Genomic DNA, 17,018 nt, shown 5'->3' with positions numbered 1-17,018 from the left:
AAAGGAAAATCATGACCAACCGCCTTTCTACCGGTGCCCGCAACGGGCTCTTAGGCCCTCTGGGCCTGTCGGGGATGTTCAACAAATGTGCTGTCAACATCTACTCCGGTACGCAGCCAGCCACGGCTGACGCTGCAGCCACCGGCACGCTGCTGGGCACCGTGACCCTTGGTTCTGCGGCCTACACTGCAGAAACCCAGGCCGCCGGTACCGTGACGATCACTGGTTCCAGCGGCTCCATCACAGCGCTGACGGTGGGCGGCTTCGACATCATCGGTGACACCGATGTGCCATACAACACCTCCGCTACGCAGACTGCATCGGACTTGGCCGACGCAATCAACCGCAATGGGGTCTACTCGGCGACCTTCTCCGGTGCCGTGGTGACGCTCAAGCCCCGTCCCGGCGTCGGCGCCTCGCACAACGGATACGTGGTGACCGCCACCACGACGCTGACCGCAACCTACGCCAACATGTCCGGCGGTGTGAACTCGGCCAACGGCCTGTCCTTCGGGCAGCCTTCCGCAGGCGTGCTAAACAAGCCTTCCAACCAGGTGTGGGGTTTCACCGGTATTGCCGCCGGCACTGCCGGCTGGTACCGTATCGTGGCCAGCGTGAGCGATGCCGGTGCCCTGGTATCCGCCGCCCCGTGGCTGGCCCGTATGGATGGTGCCATTGCCACCTCCGGTGCTGAAATGTCGCTGTCGAATATCACCGTCGCGGTGGGCGCACCGAACACGATCGACACGTTCAGCTTCACGATGCCCGCGCAGTAAGTCGTGGAGCACAAGCTGGTCCAGGGCGGGGAGCAGTACCTGCCGTTTGCCCGCAGCCGCGTCAAGGCTTTGCGGGCGACGGGGCTGCAGTACGCCAGCCAGCGTTTTGACATGGGGGATGCGCTGGTTGAGGTCAAGATCGCTCTGGACCACGAGTACATCACGATAAGCGGCGGTACTTGCACTCTGGCGATGGACAGCGGCGTGGTGGATGTCTCTGCCGTACTAGAGATGAACCCGGCCAGATTCTTGCCGGGGATCATGCACGAGACGGATGCTGGCGCCATATACAACGCCTCCTTCGTGTTGCCGGCCGACGGCGGTGACTGGCTACTGAACCCATCCACGGCCAGCAGTAAACAACTCGCCGGCATAGTAAAAGCGAGCAAGGCCGGGAAGTTCAAAGGGAAGCTACCAGCCGATAAAGCAACGGCTGCGTCCTTCGCCCCCGAGCCTATCCTGGACAACACCACCGTGCCGGCCACGTGGGGGCAGGCTAAAAACGACGAGGCGCTATGGGCAAAAAAAATAACCGCCGTACTGTGCCCTGCGTCCATATTCACCGGCAAGACCCGGCTCTATGTACAGGCGTTATACGGCCGGCATTTGTACGCCCGGTCTGGCGGGGAGGTCACCGCTGACCGCGTCACCATAGGCCTGGTGTTTGGCTCTCCGCCCTACATCACGATACCTGCGTACCGACGCGCAGATGAAAAGGCAGAGTACCCGGATGTTTCGGTGTTCACCAACACCGGCGTTTACCTCGATAAAACGACCGGCGCTCACTGGTTGCTGGGGATCTCTGGTGCCGGGGTTGTAGCGACCCCGCTGGTCGGTGACTCCTGTGCAGAGTCCATGCGCAGATTCCTCAAGGCACCTTACCCGGCGGGGCTTCCGGCACTCGACACGGAAGCCCTAGAACGCCTGGAGGCCTACATCCTGTCGCGCTGCCTACCTGACGTGAAGAACGCGCAATTAGCAGCCTGCCCGCTGACGATGAGCTGGTACTCGATGGGGTACAGCTGGCACTGGAACTGGAGCGGAACGGCGGCGGATATCGTTACCAACGACCAGTACCTGCAACACCCGGAGAATGAGGCAGACCGGCGTTCCGCCATGGTGTCATCCCACTACCGTATCAGCATGACGGTGCAGCACAACCCTGATGTAGACAGCCAAAAAGTTCCCCCCACTTGGTCGGCGGCATTGGCCCCGCTAGAGGTCAACAAGCGCTGGTACATCAACCGGACGTACTGGGTCATTGCGGAGCCTGACATGGCCGCTGGCACGCTCCTCAAGACTACACCACGTTGGTCAGAGCTGTTCACGTGCGATGCGCCTTTCTATGCTTTTTATGTCGGTGATGAGCTGCGGCTATGTCGCGTGAAGTTTTCAGCGCACACCCCTCCGCCTCCCTCGGTGGCCGCGAGCGACGATCTATATCACGGCACGACCCCGGGCTCCCTCGGTGACAGGCCTGGGTACTATCGGGCCAAGGACTACGGCAGCGAGTATTACTCGTGCACCATCTCTTGCGGTAGCGAATCATCCGGCCCTATGCTGTGGGGCCGAGTCGAGAACGAGAGCAACAAAGAATTCACGAAGACCTTTACAACCCGTATTGGTCCGCGTTACAGCAACGATGATCCTACGTTCCAAAACAACCGATCGTTTTCATATGGCTACCCGCCTTACTCGACTGCTGGGCCCTTCCCGACGACCGTCGTCAACACGAGTTACGTGGAAACGGGAGATCACGACATAGAGGTCAATTCTGTGTATGAGGAGTGGTCCAGCATCGGAACCGCTGTGGTGCCCCCCTACGATTCGGAGGCCATCTACCTCCAGGCCAGCCAAAACAAACTGCGGATCAAAACTGGGTCAACCAGTCACTGGACCTACGGCTGGTTCGGGTACACGACGTGGGTGTCTATATATTCGGGGGGGAGCTTTAGCGCTCCGCTTTACTTCACGTCGTACGGGTGGAACCCGTTCGGAGGGGAAAACGGTTTTTCCCGGGGGCCGGATACCCCAATATACGAGACCACTACCCTCAACGATTTCGACACAAAAAAACTGATTTGTAAGGCCGGCAGTCTGCAGCTTGCGAACTTCGACGGCATCGGTCAGCTACACGACCCTGAATCAGACGAAGCCACCGGCCAGTTCAAGGTGCTATCAGGTGCGTCAACGCGCCATCCAGTCGTTATTGCAGACAAGCTGCCCGCGCCTGTCGGCATTACCACTGGCGGCGGTATGCCGGTCTTCGTCGGTTATGTCTAAAGGCCCAAATAAATGACCGCATTCCGATTCGTACGAGTCCTTATCACCAGATGGCACGATCCGGTAGGTGGCACCGACGGCATAGCGGGTGCAGTTCGCGCTCAGGAAATTCAGCTCCTCAACGCTTCGGGGTCGTCGCTAGTACCTTCCATGACCGGGGCGAGCGCTCCGGCCCCCTATGCCATCACGGCCTCTAGCTACTATTCCAGCGGCTCGTCTTACCCCCCCTACTTGGCGTTCGACGGGGCAACGACGGGGGATGTGAGCCGCTGGCACAGCGCGTTGGACCCGGGCGCGTCGCAATGGATACAGGTTGACTTCGGTATTAGCGTGGATGTGAACCGTGTCAGGTACATGCCGGATTCGTCCAGCGGGTACCCTATTGACCTACAAGTTCTTGGGAGCGCCACCGGTGCTTTTGCCGGCGAGGAAGCGGTAATCCGCAGCTTTACGGGCTTGACCGCTGGTTGGGCCCCTCAGACATACCGGGATCTGTATCTGTTGGATGGGGTTGTGACCGCTTCTGCTGCCCTGTCGATGCTGGCGGTCACCGCCTACAGTGCAGCGCAGGCTCTTAGTAATTTGCCCAGTCTTGTGCCTCGGATTTTCGGGGCTAATCAATACGCGCTCGTGTTGCCCAAGTTGGCAGTTCAGGCGCAGAGCGGCGCGAATGCCGGGGTAGCTTTACCCGCACTTAGTGCATACGCCGTGGCATCTGCCACGACGCCGTACGGCGCGGGCATATCGCTACCCTCACTCCAGGCTGGGAGTCAGGGCGGAGCCAACGCGGTACTTGGCTTACCCAGCCTAAATGCGCTCTCCACAGCGACGTTCTATGGCTGGGTGCAGACCTCGGCCGTGCTGCCTGCACCCAAAGCCAGCGCGTCCGGCACGCCCGGTGCGGTGGGCGGCTCCTCCGTCGGCTTGCCCATGCTCAGCGCTGCGGCCCAGGCTGGCGGCAATGCGTCGGCTAGTCTACCGAGCCTGAACAGCCAGAGTGGCAGCACCAGTGGCGTCGTTGCCTCCCTCGCGGTGGTCCTACCCTCATTGAAAGCCGGTCTGGGCGGCACGCCACAAAGCAAAGCCAGCGTGGCGGTCATTCTGCCCATGCTGCAGGCGACGAACCGAGGTGTCGTGCGGGTCACGCTGCCGGTGCTGCAGGCCCTGGCTAGTGGATATACCGTAGTGGCCTATACCTACGAGGCCTACAGCATCAATTTGAAAAAGACGCGTGAAGGCCAGCCGAACGAAGTCACGCACTACACGAATTTCCCATTCACCCAGATCCTTCGGTACCGAAATGCGTATTACGGTGTAGCAGCTGATGGGCTGTATTTGCTGGGGGGCGATACCGATGCTGGTCAGCCTATTGCTAGCGACTGGCGCACCCACTTGACAGACTTCGGCAGTTTCAAGCTCAAAACTCCCGAAGCACTGTACGTGGGTGGCCGCATTGGGCCGACGGCCACCGCCACCGCCGTGGTGGGTGAGAGCGGTGATCAGGCCTACAGCTACGCCACGCCACGAACCGGCGCGCAGAACTACCGCATCAAGTTGGGCAAGGGCCTAAAGTCGCGCTATTACGGTTTCGGGTTGGCTGACCAGGATGGTGGGGTTATGGATATTGACACCTTGGACATTCCAATCGACGGCATGTCGCGCGGAATTTGAAGCACACAACCTGAAAGAACGATATGAGCGTTGAATCCATTACGGCAGATGCACGGGCCTATGCTGCTGGCATTGTTTCCACCGCCACAACTGCTATGGCGGCTGCCACCCAGGCTGTGCAGCAGGTGGGTTTTATTGTCCCAGGCGCTGTGGCAGTCAACCTGCCATCACCGCCGCCGACAGATGTAAGCCTGACGCTGCCCAATTTCAGCCCGGTGGACCTGGTGCTGCCCGCCAGCCCAGGCACCGCGCCAACCTTCCAGGACATTTCCAACTTTGATGCGGGGAACGCACCCGTGCTGTCAGCCACGCCCCCCACGATTGACCTACCCACTCAGCCCTCGCAGTTGGCCGGGTTCACCGAGTCGGCACCTGCCATCAACACTAGCATCGCATTTCCCGAGCCGCCATCGGAGCTGTTGCACCCCATCCTGGATGCTCCTGTGCTGCCCAACCGGGCCGAGCCGGACAAGCCACAGACGCTGATCCCGTCCTTCACCGCCATGGCCCCTACCGGCATGCCTGATACGCCGAACGACTTGGACGCCAGCTTCGATGCCGCCTACCGCAATGCCGCGCCCAGCTTCATCACCATGCTGAACGGCCAGGTGGATGCGTTCATCGCCAAGAACAACCCGCGCTACTTTGAGCAGATGGGCAAGATCGAGGATCAGCTGGCCAAGTACCTGCAAGGCGGGACCGGGCTGAATGCTGCCGTCGAAAACGCCATCTACGAACGGGCCCGCACCAAGAGTAGTGCAGAAGCCCGCCGCGTGCGGGATGCTACCTACGCCGAGTCGGCGGCGCGTGGCTTCACACTGCCTGGTGGTGCCGTGCTGTCCGCCATCCAGCAGGCCCGCCAGGCCGGGGCCGACAACAATGCCACGGCGGCGCGCGAGATTGTGGTGATGCAGGCACAGATGGAGCAGCAAAACCTGCAGTTTGCGGTTACGACCTCGCTGAACCTGCGCCAGTCCATCCTGAGTGCATCCCTAAATTACCACCAGAACCTGGTTGGCATCAACGGCCAGGCGCTGGACTACGCCAAGACGGTACTGAGCGCCATCATCGAGGTCTACAACGCTGCGGTGCGGGCCTTCGGTGCCAAGTTGGATGCCTACCGCGCCGAGGCTGCGGTGTACGAAACCCGGCTCAAAGCGGCAATGGCTGGCATTGAAGTCTACCGGGCCGAGATAGACGCGCTGCAGGCGATGGTCAACGTGGATCGGGCCAAGGTGGAGGTGTACCAGGCCCGCATCGGCGTGCTGAACACCCTGTCCAACGTTTACCGTTCGCAGATCGATGCCGTGGTAGGCCGCACTAATCTCGAAAAGCTCAAGCTGGAGGTATTCCAGGCACGGGTGCAGACCTACGCCACCCAGGTGCAGGCCAAGAATTCGGAGTGGCAGGGCTATGTGGCGGCCATTGAAGGCCAGACAGCCAAGGCCAAGATTTTCGGTATCCAGGTGGAGGCCTTTGGGGCACAGATCAACGGCTACAAGGCGGCCATCGACGGAAAGTCGGCAGCGGCACAGTCACAGGCACTGACAAACAAAGCACGGGCCGAGCAGTATTCCGCTGTGTTGTCCGGCTACAGTGCCGTTGTGCAGGCTACTGGCGAAGTGGCACGCACAAAGCTGGAAAATCAACGGCAATCCGTAGTTGCGTTCTCGGCCCAGGCCCAAGCCCAAGTAGCCAAGGCCCAGGTGCAGCACGCCTATTACCAGTCGGCAGCTACTGTGGCGATCAAAAACGCTGAGCTGAAGATGACAACCCAGATCCAGGAGGCAGAGAGCCGCCGGGCGTATGGCAAAACGATTGCCGACTTGAGCGCATCCAACGCCCACACCCTGACCGGCGCGGCCAGCGCAGCTATGAGCGGCATGAACACACTGGCGTCGCAGATCATCAATCAGTAGGCCCCCGGTAGGGTTTGGCCACAGGGCGGTGGACGCAAAGAATGCTCCCATTTGAAGGGGCATTCCATGGCAACCATCTACGATCCGCGCATGGCGCAGCAAAACACTGCAGTGGCAGGCGTTGCGCCACTGGATGACCAAGCTGCGTCAGATCGCGCGTCCATCGCAAACGCGGCGGGCACCGTCAAGGACGTCAACCAGAGAGTCGGTGCGGCGATTGCGGACGTGGCCACCTTCATTCCTCGTGGTCTTGCGGGTGCCTACGACTCTGCCGTAGTGCGCCCTATGCGTGCGGCTGGCATCAATGCTGGATACGTCAGCCCGATGCTTGCGCCGGCGGGCTCTGATCCTGGTTCCCAAACACCGTTTTATGACCGTATCCGAGCACAAGACGCGGCTGCTGCACCAGTCGCGCCACCATCAACCACCCCGAAGATTGCCAACTTGGCCCAGCCTGCCAACGCAGGCCGGGGTAGTGTCAACCCTGCAAACGTTGTGCCTGCACCGCCGGATTTCACTGGCGCATTGAATTCGGTGCCGAAAGAACTGCCATCGGAGATGCCGGGCGGCGTCGTGATCAAGACTGTTGACCCCAAGACCGGTCGTGTGACCTACAGCGGCAAAAACGTAGGGTTAAACGGTGACGGGCAAGTGCAAATGACGGACGGCGCAGGGCGCGACTTGAAGATGCTTGGTGCGCCTACTGGAAACTATGTTCAGGGCCTGAATGCCAACGGCAAGCCAAACTCGTTTGCAGCTCCCGGCATGGATGGCGCGGTCTTTACCGATGGACGCCCGCAGCCGGCATCCAGCCAGACGCCCGTTCCACCCGGTGGAGTGGGGGGTATGCCAGGGCGTATTTCGCAAATGTCCCCAGCACCCCTACCAGCCCTTGGAATGGGCCCAATCAGCGCTCAGAACATGGCGGCTGCAGATGCCCTTGCTGCCCGCAACGATGGTTCAACCGAGATCCGCGCTGCGCAGAATAAGGCGCAGTACGACCAAGAGGTGGCAGCTGCCCAGGCATTCAACCAAGCGCAGTTCGACCGCAACAATCCAATGACCAAGGCGCAGCTCGGCACCCAGGCTTTGCGCCTGCAACAGCAACAGGTGCAGCAGTCCGGCGCACAGCAGGCGGCCAGCAACCAGATCGCCCAGGCACGTCTCGGCCTGGACACCGCAACAGCAGGCCTGGACACGCGCGGCCGTATTCAACTGCTGGCGGCCCAAGATGCGCTTACCAACGCCAAGACGCCAGAGGAACGGGCCGCAGCTCAAAGCAATTTGCTGTCTCTGCAGGGTAAGGCTAGAGAGGTACCTGCTCAGTGGAAAGGTGTGGCCACGGCAGGTAGCAAGAACGTTGACGGCAGCACGAACGATGGCACGGTAACGCTGTTCAATGAACAAACTGGCGAGGTTCGCCAGGCAGGGGCGGATAAATTGCCAGCAGGAATGGCACGGCAAGTGGGTACATCCGGTGGCAAACCGGTGTATGAGGATGCGTCTGGTAAGCGCTTCATAGGGAACTGATATGGCAGAACTAAAGCCCTTTACTGGCTCACTCGATGGTCCTGGCCTAAAGCCTTTTGACGGGCAATTGGATGGCGAAGCGCCTAAACCCAGCGGTGTAATCCGCCGCCTTGGTGATGCCGGCATCTCCCTGGCCAAGGGCGTCATCGGCGTGCCCGAGGCCGCAGTGGGCCTGGGTGATCTGGTCACCGGTGGCCGCATCGGCAAGTTGGCCGAGTCCGCCGGGTTCCGCCCGGGCGAGGCCAAGCAGATCCTGTCCGATTACTACTCTCCTGAACAGAAGGCGGCCAATCAGCAGGTGCAGGACGCCCAGGGCTTCCTGCCGACGGTCGGCGCCATGGTGCAAAACCCGTCCACCATCGTCAATTCGGCTGTGGAGTCGGCTCCTTCCATGCTGCTGGGCGGCGGGATCTCGCGCGGCCTGATGAAGCTGGCGCCCGGCATGGGCGCTGTGGCCGCCGGCGCGGCGGGCGAGGGCGCTGTCGCTGCTGGCCAGAACGCCGAGCAGGTACGGCAGGAAGATCCCAATGGCACGCTGACGCCTAGCCAGGCTGCCATCCTGGCTGCATCCGGTGCGCTGACCGGTGGCCTGAGCTTCGCCGCCGGCAAGGTAGCCAACAAGCTGGGCATCGGCGATGTGCAGACCATGCTGGCCCAGGGAAAGCTGGGTGCGGCTGGCGAGCAGGCGGTGGAGGCTGGCGCCAAGAAGGGCATCGCGCGCAAGGCGGCCGAGGGCTTTGCCACCGAGGGCGCGCTGCAGGAGCTGCCGCAGTCCTACCAGGAGCAGGTGGCCCAGAACATCGCCCAGGGCAAGCCATGGGACGAGGGCGCTGCAGCAGCTGGCGCCCAGGGCCTGCTGACCGGTGGCCTGACGGGTGGGATCAGCGGCCCGCTGGAAGGACATCACGATGGTGCGACCGCACCCGAGGCAGCACCAACTGCAGCCGATCAGCCGAAGGGCCCGGCGCCAGCGCTAGGGTTCAGCCCGCTGGCCGGCACGCCGACCATCCACCCGGACGGCACGGTGACGTTGGACGGCGAACAGGAGTTCCAGCACCGCACCAACCCGCAGCCGGTGAAGCGTTCCGAGGCCATGGGCCTGGACCCTAGCGCCGGCCCGTTGTCGGCGGCTGCTGTGATCGCCGTGGACTCCACGCCTGCTCTGACTTACGACAACAGCCCCACCGGCACGATGATTGCCGGCCAGGATGGCGTGCGCCAGGAAGGCCGCGCCGAAGTGGTGAACCGCCAGCAGGCCGCTACCGAGCAGGCCCAGGCCGAAGAAGAGGCCCGCCAGCGCCGTGTGGAGCTGGGCCAGTCGCCATTCACCCCCGTGACGCCAATCGATCAGCCCGCGCCCGCCGCTGAGCAAGCCCGCATCCCGATGGACACCTCGCCCACCGGCACCCTGGTGGTGGGCCCTGACGGTGTGGCCCGCCCGGAGATCCGCGCAGAGGCGATCAGCCGCGAACAGAACGCCGAAGAGGTAATCAGCAACCGCGTGCGTGCTGGCAAAGCGCTGCGGGACGCGGGCCCAGGCCACGAGCTGGTGCCAGTGCAGGGCGGCTTTGTTGTCCGCCCAGTTGAAGATGTCGCAACCAAGGAAGCCACAGATGGCACAACTGGCGAACCTGGACGAGTGGCTGGAAACACTGGTGATGCAGGGCGTGCTGACGCTGGCCCAGGCCTGGCAGATGCAGGACGAGCAGAACTTGACGCCACCGGACGGGGAGAGAACACTGCCGGAATCGATGTGGCCAATAGCCCAGGCGATATGGCTGCACGAGCTGACGGAAGGCCTACCGATGCACTAGCGGCTGGAACGCAGGTTGGAACAGAAGCGGCACAAAGCGTTCCAGATGTGCCAGCTCCCGCGACAGCAACCCCAGAAAGCGGAACAAATCAAGCCACTGCCGTTCCAGCAGACAGCACCAAGCCGGCGCTGAAAGCACCTGAAACGCCGGTGGACGTGGCAGCACACGAGGCTGCGACCAGTCCGCACAACGATCTGCAGGCTCCGACTGAGGGGCAGATCGAGGCCGGCAACTACAAGAAGGGTCACATCAACGTCCAGGGCCTGGATATTTCGGTGGAGAACCCCGCAGGCTCCACGCGCACGGGCAAGCGGCCAGACGGCTCCACCTGGTCGCACGACATGAGCGACCACTACGGCTACATCCGCCGCACCGTGGGTGCCGACAACGAGCAGGTCGATGTTTACGTGGGGCCGCAGCCTGATAGCGCCAAGGTGTTCGTGGTGGACCAGCTGGACCAGAAGACCGGCGGTTTCGATGAGCACAAAGCATTAATCGGCTTCCCCAATCAGATGGCGGCCATGCGTGCCTACCGATCCAACTTTGACAAGGGCTGGAAGGTCGGTCCAGTCAAAACGATGTCGGTGGACGAGTTCAAGGGCTGGCTGAAAAATGGCGACACGAAAAAGCCAGTGAATGAGGCTACGGCGCAAACGACATCTGCACCAGTAGCTATGAATTCCGTAGCGGATAGCATGCCATCTAAGGCCGCCGCTGCTTCGCTTGGCAAGGAGGTCTCCCGCGACATCGGACAGTTCAAGCAGGGCATGAGCGAGTTCCGCGCCAACCAGCGCCGCAACGAGCTGGCCAAAGCCAATCCAGGCGTGCAGTACACCGTAGAGGAAGACGACAAGCTGAAGAACGGCTTTGCGGTGGTGGGTCGTGAACTCTCAACCCCAGTGAGCCGCGACAAAAACGGCTACCCGAAGGTAATCTATCGCGGAGAGGCCGCCACAGTCGTACCCAAGGAAAACGGGTTATTCGGTTTGGTGGATAAGCGCGGTGTTCGCATGGAAGCAGACCCGCAAAAGCGTCATCGGTTCGCCACGGAGGATGAGGCTATCCGCTATGCGGCAGAGCATGCCTCCAAAGATTCGCCCAGCACTTCGGTAGTGGATAGTCCAGAACAAAAAAACGCACCCGCCGCCAAGGCTGCCACCATCCTGGACGCCGCCCAGGTCACCGGCAAGGAACGCATCGAGGCGCTAAAGGATGTGAAAGCTGGGGCCATCACGCCGGAAGAGCTGGCGTCGGCTTATCCAGCGAAAGAAGTCACGGCCACCAACAAGATCGAAGACAGCGGAGAAAAGATCGGCGGCGCGCGCAAAGACCGGTGGAAGGAGCGCGGGTTAGACCTATCGGACCTTGACGCCATGAGTGAAACCGAAGGTGCCGAGATGGCGACCAAGGCCAATGTTTGGAAGCCTGACTATGAGGCCATGGCCGAGGCCACCGAACCGGTGACGGCCGCCATGGTGAAGACAGTTTATGACCAGCTAGCTGCCCAGCCCAAGGCGAACACACCTGTAGGGCGCCGCAACTACGTCACCATGATGCAAGCCGTACGCAAAGCCTACTCCGAAGCCAAGGGCCCCGAGGACGTGAAGCAGGCCGGTGACAAGGTGAAGCGTGCCATTGGCCTATACACCGACGATCCTGCTGCCAAAAAGTTGGCGCGCGAAGTGCTGTTTTCCGTATACAAGGGCCGTAGTGATCCATTCGTGATGGGTTACACCGAGCTATCAAAGGCTAAAAAGATGGTGGAGGACGGTTTCCCTGCTAAAGGCGAACCATGGAAGAAACGTCTGGCTTTGCGCGCCTATTCAGGCGCCGGATTAACGCCGCACGGTATGGGAATCACATTGAGCGAATCTGCTGGACTGGGCACCCCACTCTCCAAGGAGCAGCTTGTAGCTGGCTTCTACCGGATCACCACCAAGAATGGCAACGTCGTGGGTTACGCGCCCACCAAGGTGGACGCCGAAGCCACCGCCAAAACGATCTATGAGCGCGACCTGAAGAAAACAACCTCTGAGAAAATTGAGCCCGCTCGCCCGAACTTGGATGCACTAAAGCGTGAGAACCTACCCAAGCGCATTGACCGAGACGTGTCAGCCGACGATTTTGTAAAGGACTTCGGTTACCGTGGCGTGGAGTTTGGCAACTGGGCCGCCCAGGACGAGCGCCAGCGCATCATCAACATGGCGTATGACGGGCTGATGGACTTGGCCGAGATCATGGGCGTTCCGCCTAAAGCCATGAGCCTGGATGGAACGCTAGGTATGGCCTTCGGCTCGCGTGGCGGCGGGAAGGCTGCCGCTCACTATGAACCCGGCAAGCTGGTCATCAACATGACCAAGATCAATGGCGGCGGCAGCATGGCCCATGAGTGGGCTCATGCGCTGGACCACTACTTTGGAGAGCTGAACCAAAAGGATGCTTACACCACTAAGGCGCGCGGCGCATCTGGCTGGTATGACGAGCAGCAGTACAAGGGTTTGCCAAGAACCCGAATGGAAAGGGATGCTCAAGGCAAGTGGGCCCAAGTCACCAAGATGCGGCTGGACAACATGCGCCCAGAAATGGCAAAGGCCTTTGATGATGTCATGTCGGCGCTATTCAGCGGACAGGAAACAAAAGCGCAAATGGTGCGTAGCGACGAGCTAGTCATCGAACGCTACCAGGCGCTGGCCGACAAGGAGATCGACCCAGAAATGAAGGCGGTCTACCTCAACAGCATCAAGTCTCGCCAGCAGGCATTGGAGGAACTGCGCAAAGACCCCGAGGACAAGACCTACCCCAAGGGCCGCTCATCGTATGCCGGTGAAGCGCAGAAGCTGGTGGGCAAGTCGGCAACGGGCTACTGGACTCGTCCAACTGAGATGTTTGCTCGTGCTTTTGAGAGCTGGGTGTTTGACAAGGTGGCCGCTATGGGCGCGAAGTCGGATTACCTGGTGCACGGCGTGGAGGAAGATCGCTTTGCCGGTGGTGGTTACAAGGGCAACCCGTACCCGACGGGGCAGGAGCGTGCAACCATCAACGCGGCTTTTGACAATCTGGCCAGCACCATACAGACCAAGGAAACTGACAAGGGCACTGCACTCTACAGCCGGTCTGACATTCCGCCAGAGGCCGCCCTGGCCGCCGCCTTGCGCACTCCCATGTCGTCCGTCGAATCCGTACAGGCCGCCGTGCGGCAACTGGTCAACGGAATCGGCGTGCTGCCCAACAGCCTGGGCCGCATCGTGGTCACGACCTCAGACAAGATCAAGTCCGACTGGGAGCCATTGATTGGCAAGGTCGATGTCAAATCTGAATCTAAAGGCGATGCTCTGGGCTTCTACAGCCCAAAGACGAAAACTGTATTCCTGATTGCCGACAACATCCCGGCTGGCCAGGAGATGGGTGTGGCCGCCCACGAGCTGATGCACAAGCACGGCGAGACGGTGCTGGGCAAAGAGGGCTGGGACAAGCTACACGGTGCCATTGAGGGTTGGGCGAAGGCCAAGCCCGGTAGCCTGGAGCGCGAGGTATACGAGGAAGCCGCGCAGCGTGTGCGCGATTCCGGCGCCGACCTGTCCAACCAGGAGCTGTTCCCCTACGCGGTGCAGGTCGCGCTGGAATACGGCGTGCGGCCAAATGCCATGGCCCCCCAGGGCACCGTGGCGCGCTGGCTGGCGGCGGTCACCAAAGCTATGCGCGAGGCCTGGGACAAGATCACCGGCAAGCCGGACCTGTTCAAGACCCAGGACTTGGTGGATTTGGCCTTCGGTATTGCCCAGATGGAGAACCCCGAGCACGCGCCGGCCGTAGCCGAAGCCATGGCGCCCACGCCCGAACGGCTCAAAGCGCTGGCTACCCTGGCGCGCGCCGGCTCAAACGAAAACCTGACGGTGGACATGGGCAAGGTGTCGCCTGACCAGGCGGCTGTGCTGTCGCGTGAAGGCCTGCCGGTGACGCCGGGCTTCACGCACACGGCCGACGTGTACGCGGTGCGGCATGCGTTCAAGAAGCACGGCGACGAGGCTGCAGAGCGTGCCCGTGGCCAGGTGCCGATCACCGATGCCGAGATTGCACGAATCCCCGAGATCCTGGCTGCTCCAGATGCCTACATCCTGGGTGCCAAAAGCAAGATTGGCCGTGACCTGGTGGGCTACGTGAAGGTGCAAGACGATGGGACTGCGCTGTACATCGAAGAAGTCCGCACGGGTAAAAACCGTTTGGCGATGACCAGCATTAGAAAATACCCCGCCGCGAAGAATGCCACCGAAGCGATCCGGTCCGTCCTTCTCAACGTGCGAAACGACGGCGGGGATGTGCGGATTATCTACCCAGACGCGAAACCGGGTCAAGAAAGCGCCCCGGCCGAGGGGGCAAAGCTAGGGGATTCGTCCGGCGACCAGCAGTACAGCCGCTCCAAGATCATAGGGGAGACCAAGCGCGTGTACTCGCCGGAGTTGCTCCGCGCCATGGAGCACGTAGGTTTCAAGGTCGAAGTGCCGACCATGAAGGAGCGGGCCCAGGCGATCTGGAAGGACGCTGGCAAGAAGCTGGCGCAGGGCATCGTGGACCAGTTCGCCCCGATCAAAGACTTGGACAAAGAGGCTTACGGCCTGATGCGCCTGGCCAAAGGCGCCGCCGGCGCGTTCGAAACCCTGCTCAAAGGTGGTCAGCTCAAGCTGACCGACGGGGTTTATGACTTCGACGGCAGCTCCAAGGGCGGGGTGGTGGATCGACTGCTGAAACCACTGGGTGGCGAGCACCACGACTTTTTCCGCTGGGTTGCGGCGAACCGGGCCGAGCGCCTGCGCGGGGAGGGCAAGGAAAACCTGTTCTCGCCCGAAGACATCGCGGCTTTCAAGACCCTGGCCCAAGGCCAGACCGGCTTTGACTACACCGTTCAGAACGGGATTCGCAAGGGCCAGGTGACGCGCAACCGCGCCGAGATCTACCGCGACTCCCTGGTGACGTTCAACGGCTTCAACAAGAACGTGCTGGACCTGGCCGAGCAGTCGGGCCTGATCGATGGGGGATCACGCCACCTGTGGGAACACGAGTTCTATGTGCCGTTCTATCGCGTTTCGGAGGATGGCGGCGCCGGCGGCACAAATATCAAGGGCAGCTATGTTCGGCAAGAGGCATTCAAGGCCCTCAAGGGGGGCAAGAACGCCCTGAACGCCGACCTGATGGACAACACGCTGATGAACTGGGCCCACTTGCTGGACGCGGCGGCCAAGAACCGGGCGGCTAAGGCGACGATCGAAGCGGCGGAACGTATGGGCGTGGCCATGCCCGGTACTGAGGCCACCCTGGGCCAGATGGCATCCAGCATCGGCAACAAGAAGGGCGTGGTCTGGTTCATGGACGGTGGCCAGAAGCGGTACAGCCTGATCTCCGACCAGGACGCTGGGCCCCGGATCTTGACGGCCATTTCCAGCCTGGAATACGCGGGGATGAAGAACCCGGTGATGAACGCCATGTCGGCCTTCAAGCACGCGCTGACCTTGGGCGTGACGGCATCGCCGTTCTTCAAGGTGCGCAACTTGATCCGGGACTCGGTGCAGGCCATTGGCGTGTCCGAGCTGGGCTACAACCCTGCGGCCAACCTGGCCCAGGGCTGGGAGCTGACGGACCCCAAGAGTGATGCCTACTTCCGGCTGCTGGCCGGCGGTGGCACCATCCACTTCGGCACCATGCTGGAGGGCTCGCAGGGCAAGCGTATCCAGCAGCTGGTGGAATCCGGCGTGGACGCGGCCACCATCCTGAAAGACCAGAACGCGGTCAACGCCTTTTACAAGAGGTATGTCCAGCCTGCGGTGCATGCCTATAACGAGCTGGGCGATCGGGGCGAGGCCATCAACCGTGCGGCGCTGTACGACCAACTCGTGAAGCGCGGCGTCAGCCACGCCGAGGCCAGCCTGCAGGCCCGCGACCTGATGGACTTCTCCATGCAGGGCAGCTTTGCCACCGTGCGATTCCTGACTCAGGTGGTTCCGTTTATGAATGCCCGCATACAGGGCCTATACAAGCTGGGCAAGTCGGCCAAGGAAGACCCGGCCAAGTTCGCCACGGTGCTGGGGGCCGTAGCGGCTGTGTCGGTGGGCTTGCTGACCGCCTACGCTGATGACGACGACTGGAAGAAGCGCGAAGACTGGGACCGCAATAACTTCTGGTGGTTCAAGGTGGGCGGCACGGCCATCCGCATTCCCAAGCCATTCGAAATGGGCGCCATCGGCACCCTGGCCGAGCGGGGCTTTGAACTGGCGTTCGATAAGGAAATGACAAATAAGCGCTTCCTGGACCAGGTGATGACCTTGGCCGGCGACAACCTGTCCATGAACCCCATCCCGCAGTTGGTGAAGCCCATGCTGGACGTGTACGCGAACAAGGACAGTTTCTCAGGCCGGCCCATCGAGTCGCTGGGCATGGAGAAGTTGAAGTCGGAATACCGGTTTAACGGTAACACCAGCATGACGGCGCGCGCGCTGAGCACGGGCATGAACGCGGTAACCGGACTGGTGGGCCAGGACTCCCTGTCGCCGGTGCAGATCGACAGCATGCTGCGTGGCTACTTTGGCTGGCTGGGTTCATTCGTGGTGGGTGCAGCTGACGTGCTGGCCCGGCCGGCGACCGACCAGCCGGAGAAGGCCACGCCCGACTATTGGAAGGACGCAACCGGCGGTATCGTGAGCGACTTGCGTAACGCGCCTAGCCGCTACGTGTCCGCTATGTACGCCCAGGCCAAGGAGCTGGAGCAGGCATATGGCACCTGGAAATCGTTGGTGAAGGAAGGCAAGGTCGAAGAGGCCCAGGCATTCCGGCAAGACCATCAGGACGAGCTGAGCCGGTATAGGCAGGTGGAGCAGGTGAAGAAGGCAGAGGCTTCGCTGAATGCTCGCCAGCGGATGATCGAGCGCAGCAACGTGGACCCGGATACCAAGCGGGAGTTGATCCGCAAGCTGCAGGAGCAGAAGGATCAGCGGGCCAGGGTGTTGAACCCAGCTTAGAAGCCGACCCCTGGCATA

Annotated in this window: 6 protein-coding genes; all 6 read left to right on the top strand. The window is 61.5% G+C overall.

Translation table 11 applies throughout. The features are described from left to right. The first annotated feature begins 11 nt into the window (after window positions 1-11). The 6 genes from AC4BBN_RS20670 (at window position 12) to AC4BBN_RS20645 (ending at window position 17,000) form a co-directional block, all read left to right on the top strand. Window positions 12-776 carry a hypothetical protein gene (locus tag AC4BBN_RS20670; protein ID WP_490593899.1) on the top strand — a complete coding sequence of 255 codons (765 nt, stop codon included), beginning with the start codon at window positions 12-14 and terminating at the stop codon, window positions 774-776. 3 nt (window positions 777-779) lie between these two features. After that, window positions 780-3,059, top strand: coding sequence for a hypothetical protein (locus tag AC4BBN_RS20665; RefSeq protein WP_490593898.1), 2,280 nt, complete (start codon window positions 780-782; stop codon window positions 3,057-3,059). Between the two features lie 12 nt (window positions 3,060-3,071). Beyond that, window positions 3,072-4,730: a discoidin domain-containing protein gene (locus AC4BBN_RS20660; RefSeq protein ID WP_490593897.1), complete on the top strand. Its 1,659-nt coding sequence runs from the start codon at window positions 3,072-3,074 to the stop codon at window positions 4,728-4,730. A 23-nt stretch (window positions 4,731-4,753) separates the two neighbouring features. Further along, window positions 4,754-6,649: a hypothetical protein gene (locus tag AC4BBN_RS20655; protein ID WP_490593896.1), complete on the top strand. Its 1,896-nt coding sequence runs from the start codon at window positions 4,754-4,756 to the stop codon at window positions 6,647-6,649. 66 nt (window positions 6,650-6,715) lie between these two features. Beyond that, window positions 6,716-8,179, top strand: coding sequence for a hypothetical protein (locus AC4BBN_RS20650; protein ID WP_490593895.1), 1,464 nt, complete (start codon window positions 6,716-6,718; stop codon window positions 8,177-8,179). A gap of 1 nt (window position 8,180) precedes the next feature. Then, entirely contained in the window at window positions 8,181-17,000 is an 8,820-nt protein-coding gene (locus AC4BBN_RS20645) for an LPD38 domain-containing protein (RefSeq protein ID WP_490593894.1), read from the top strand. The last annotated feature ends 18 nt before the right edge of the window (window positions 17,001-17,018 follow it).

It is taken from the genome of Rhodoferax sp. SPJ21, from assembly GCF_058216335.1.
The sequence above is the reverse complement of the archived record's forward strand: the minus strand, read 5'-3'. Positions and strand labels throughout refer to the sequence as shown.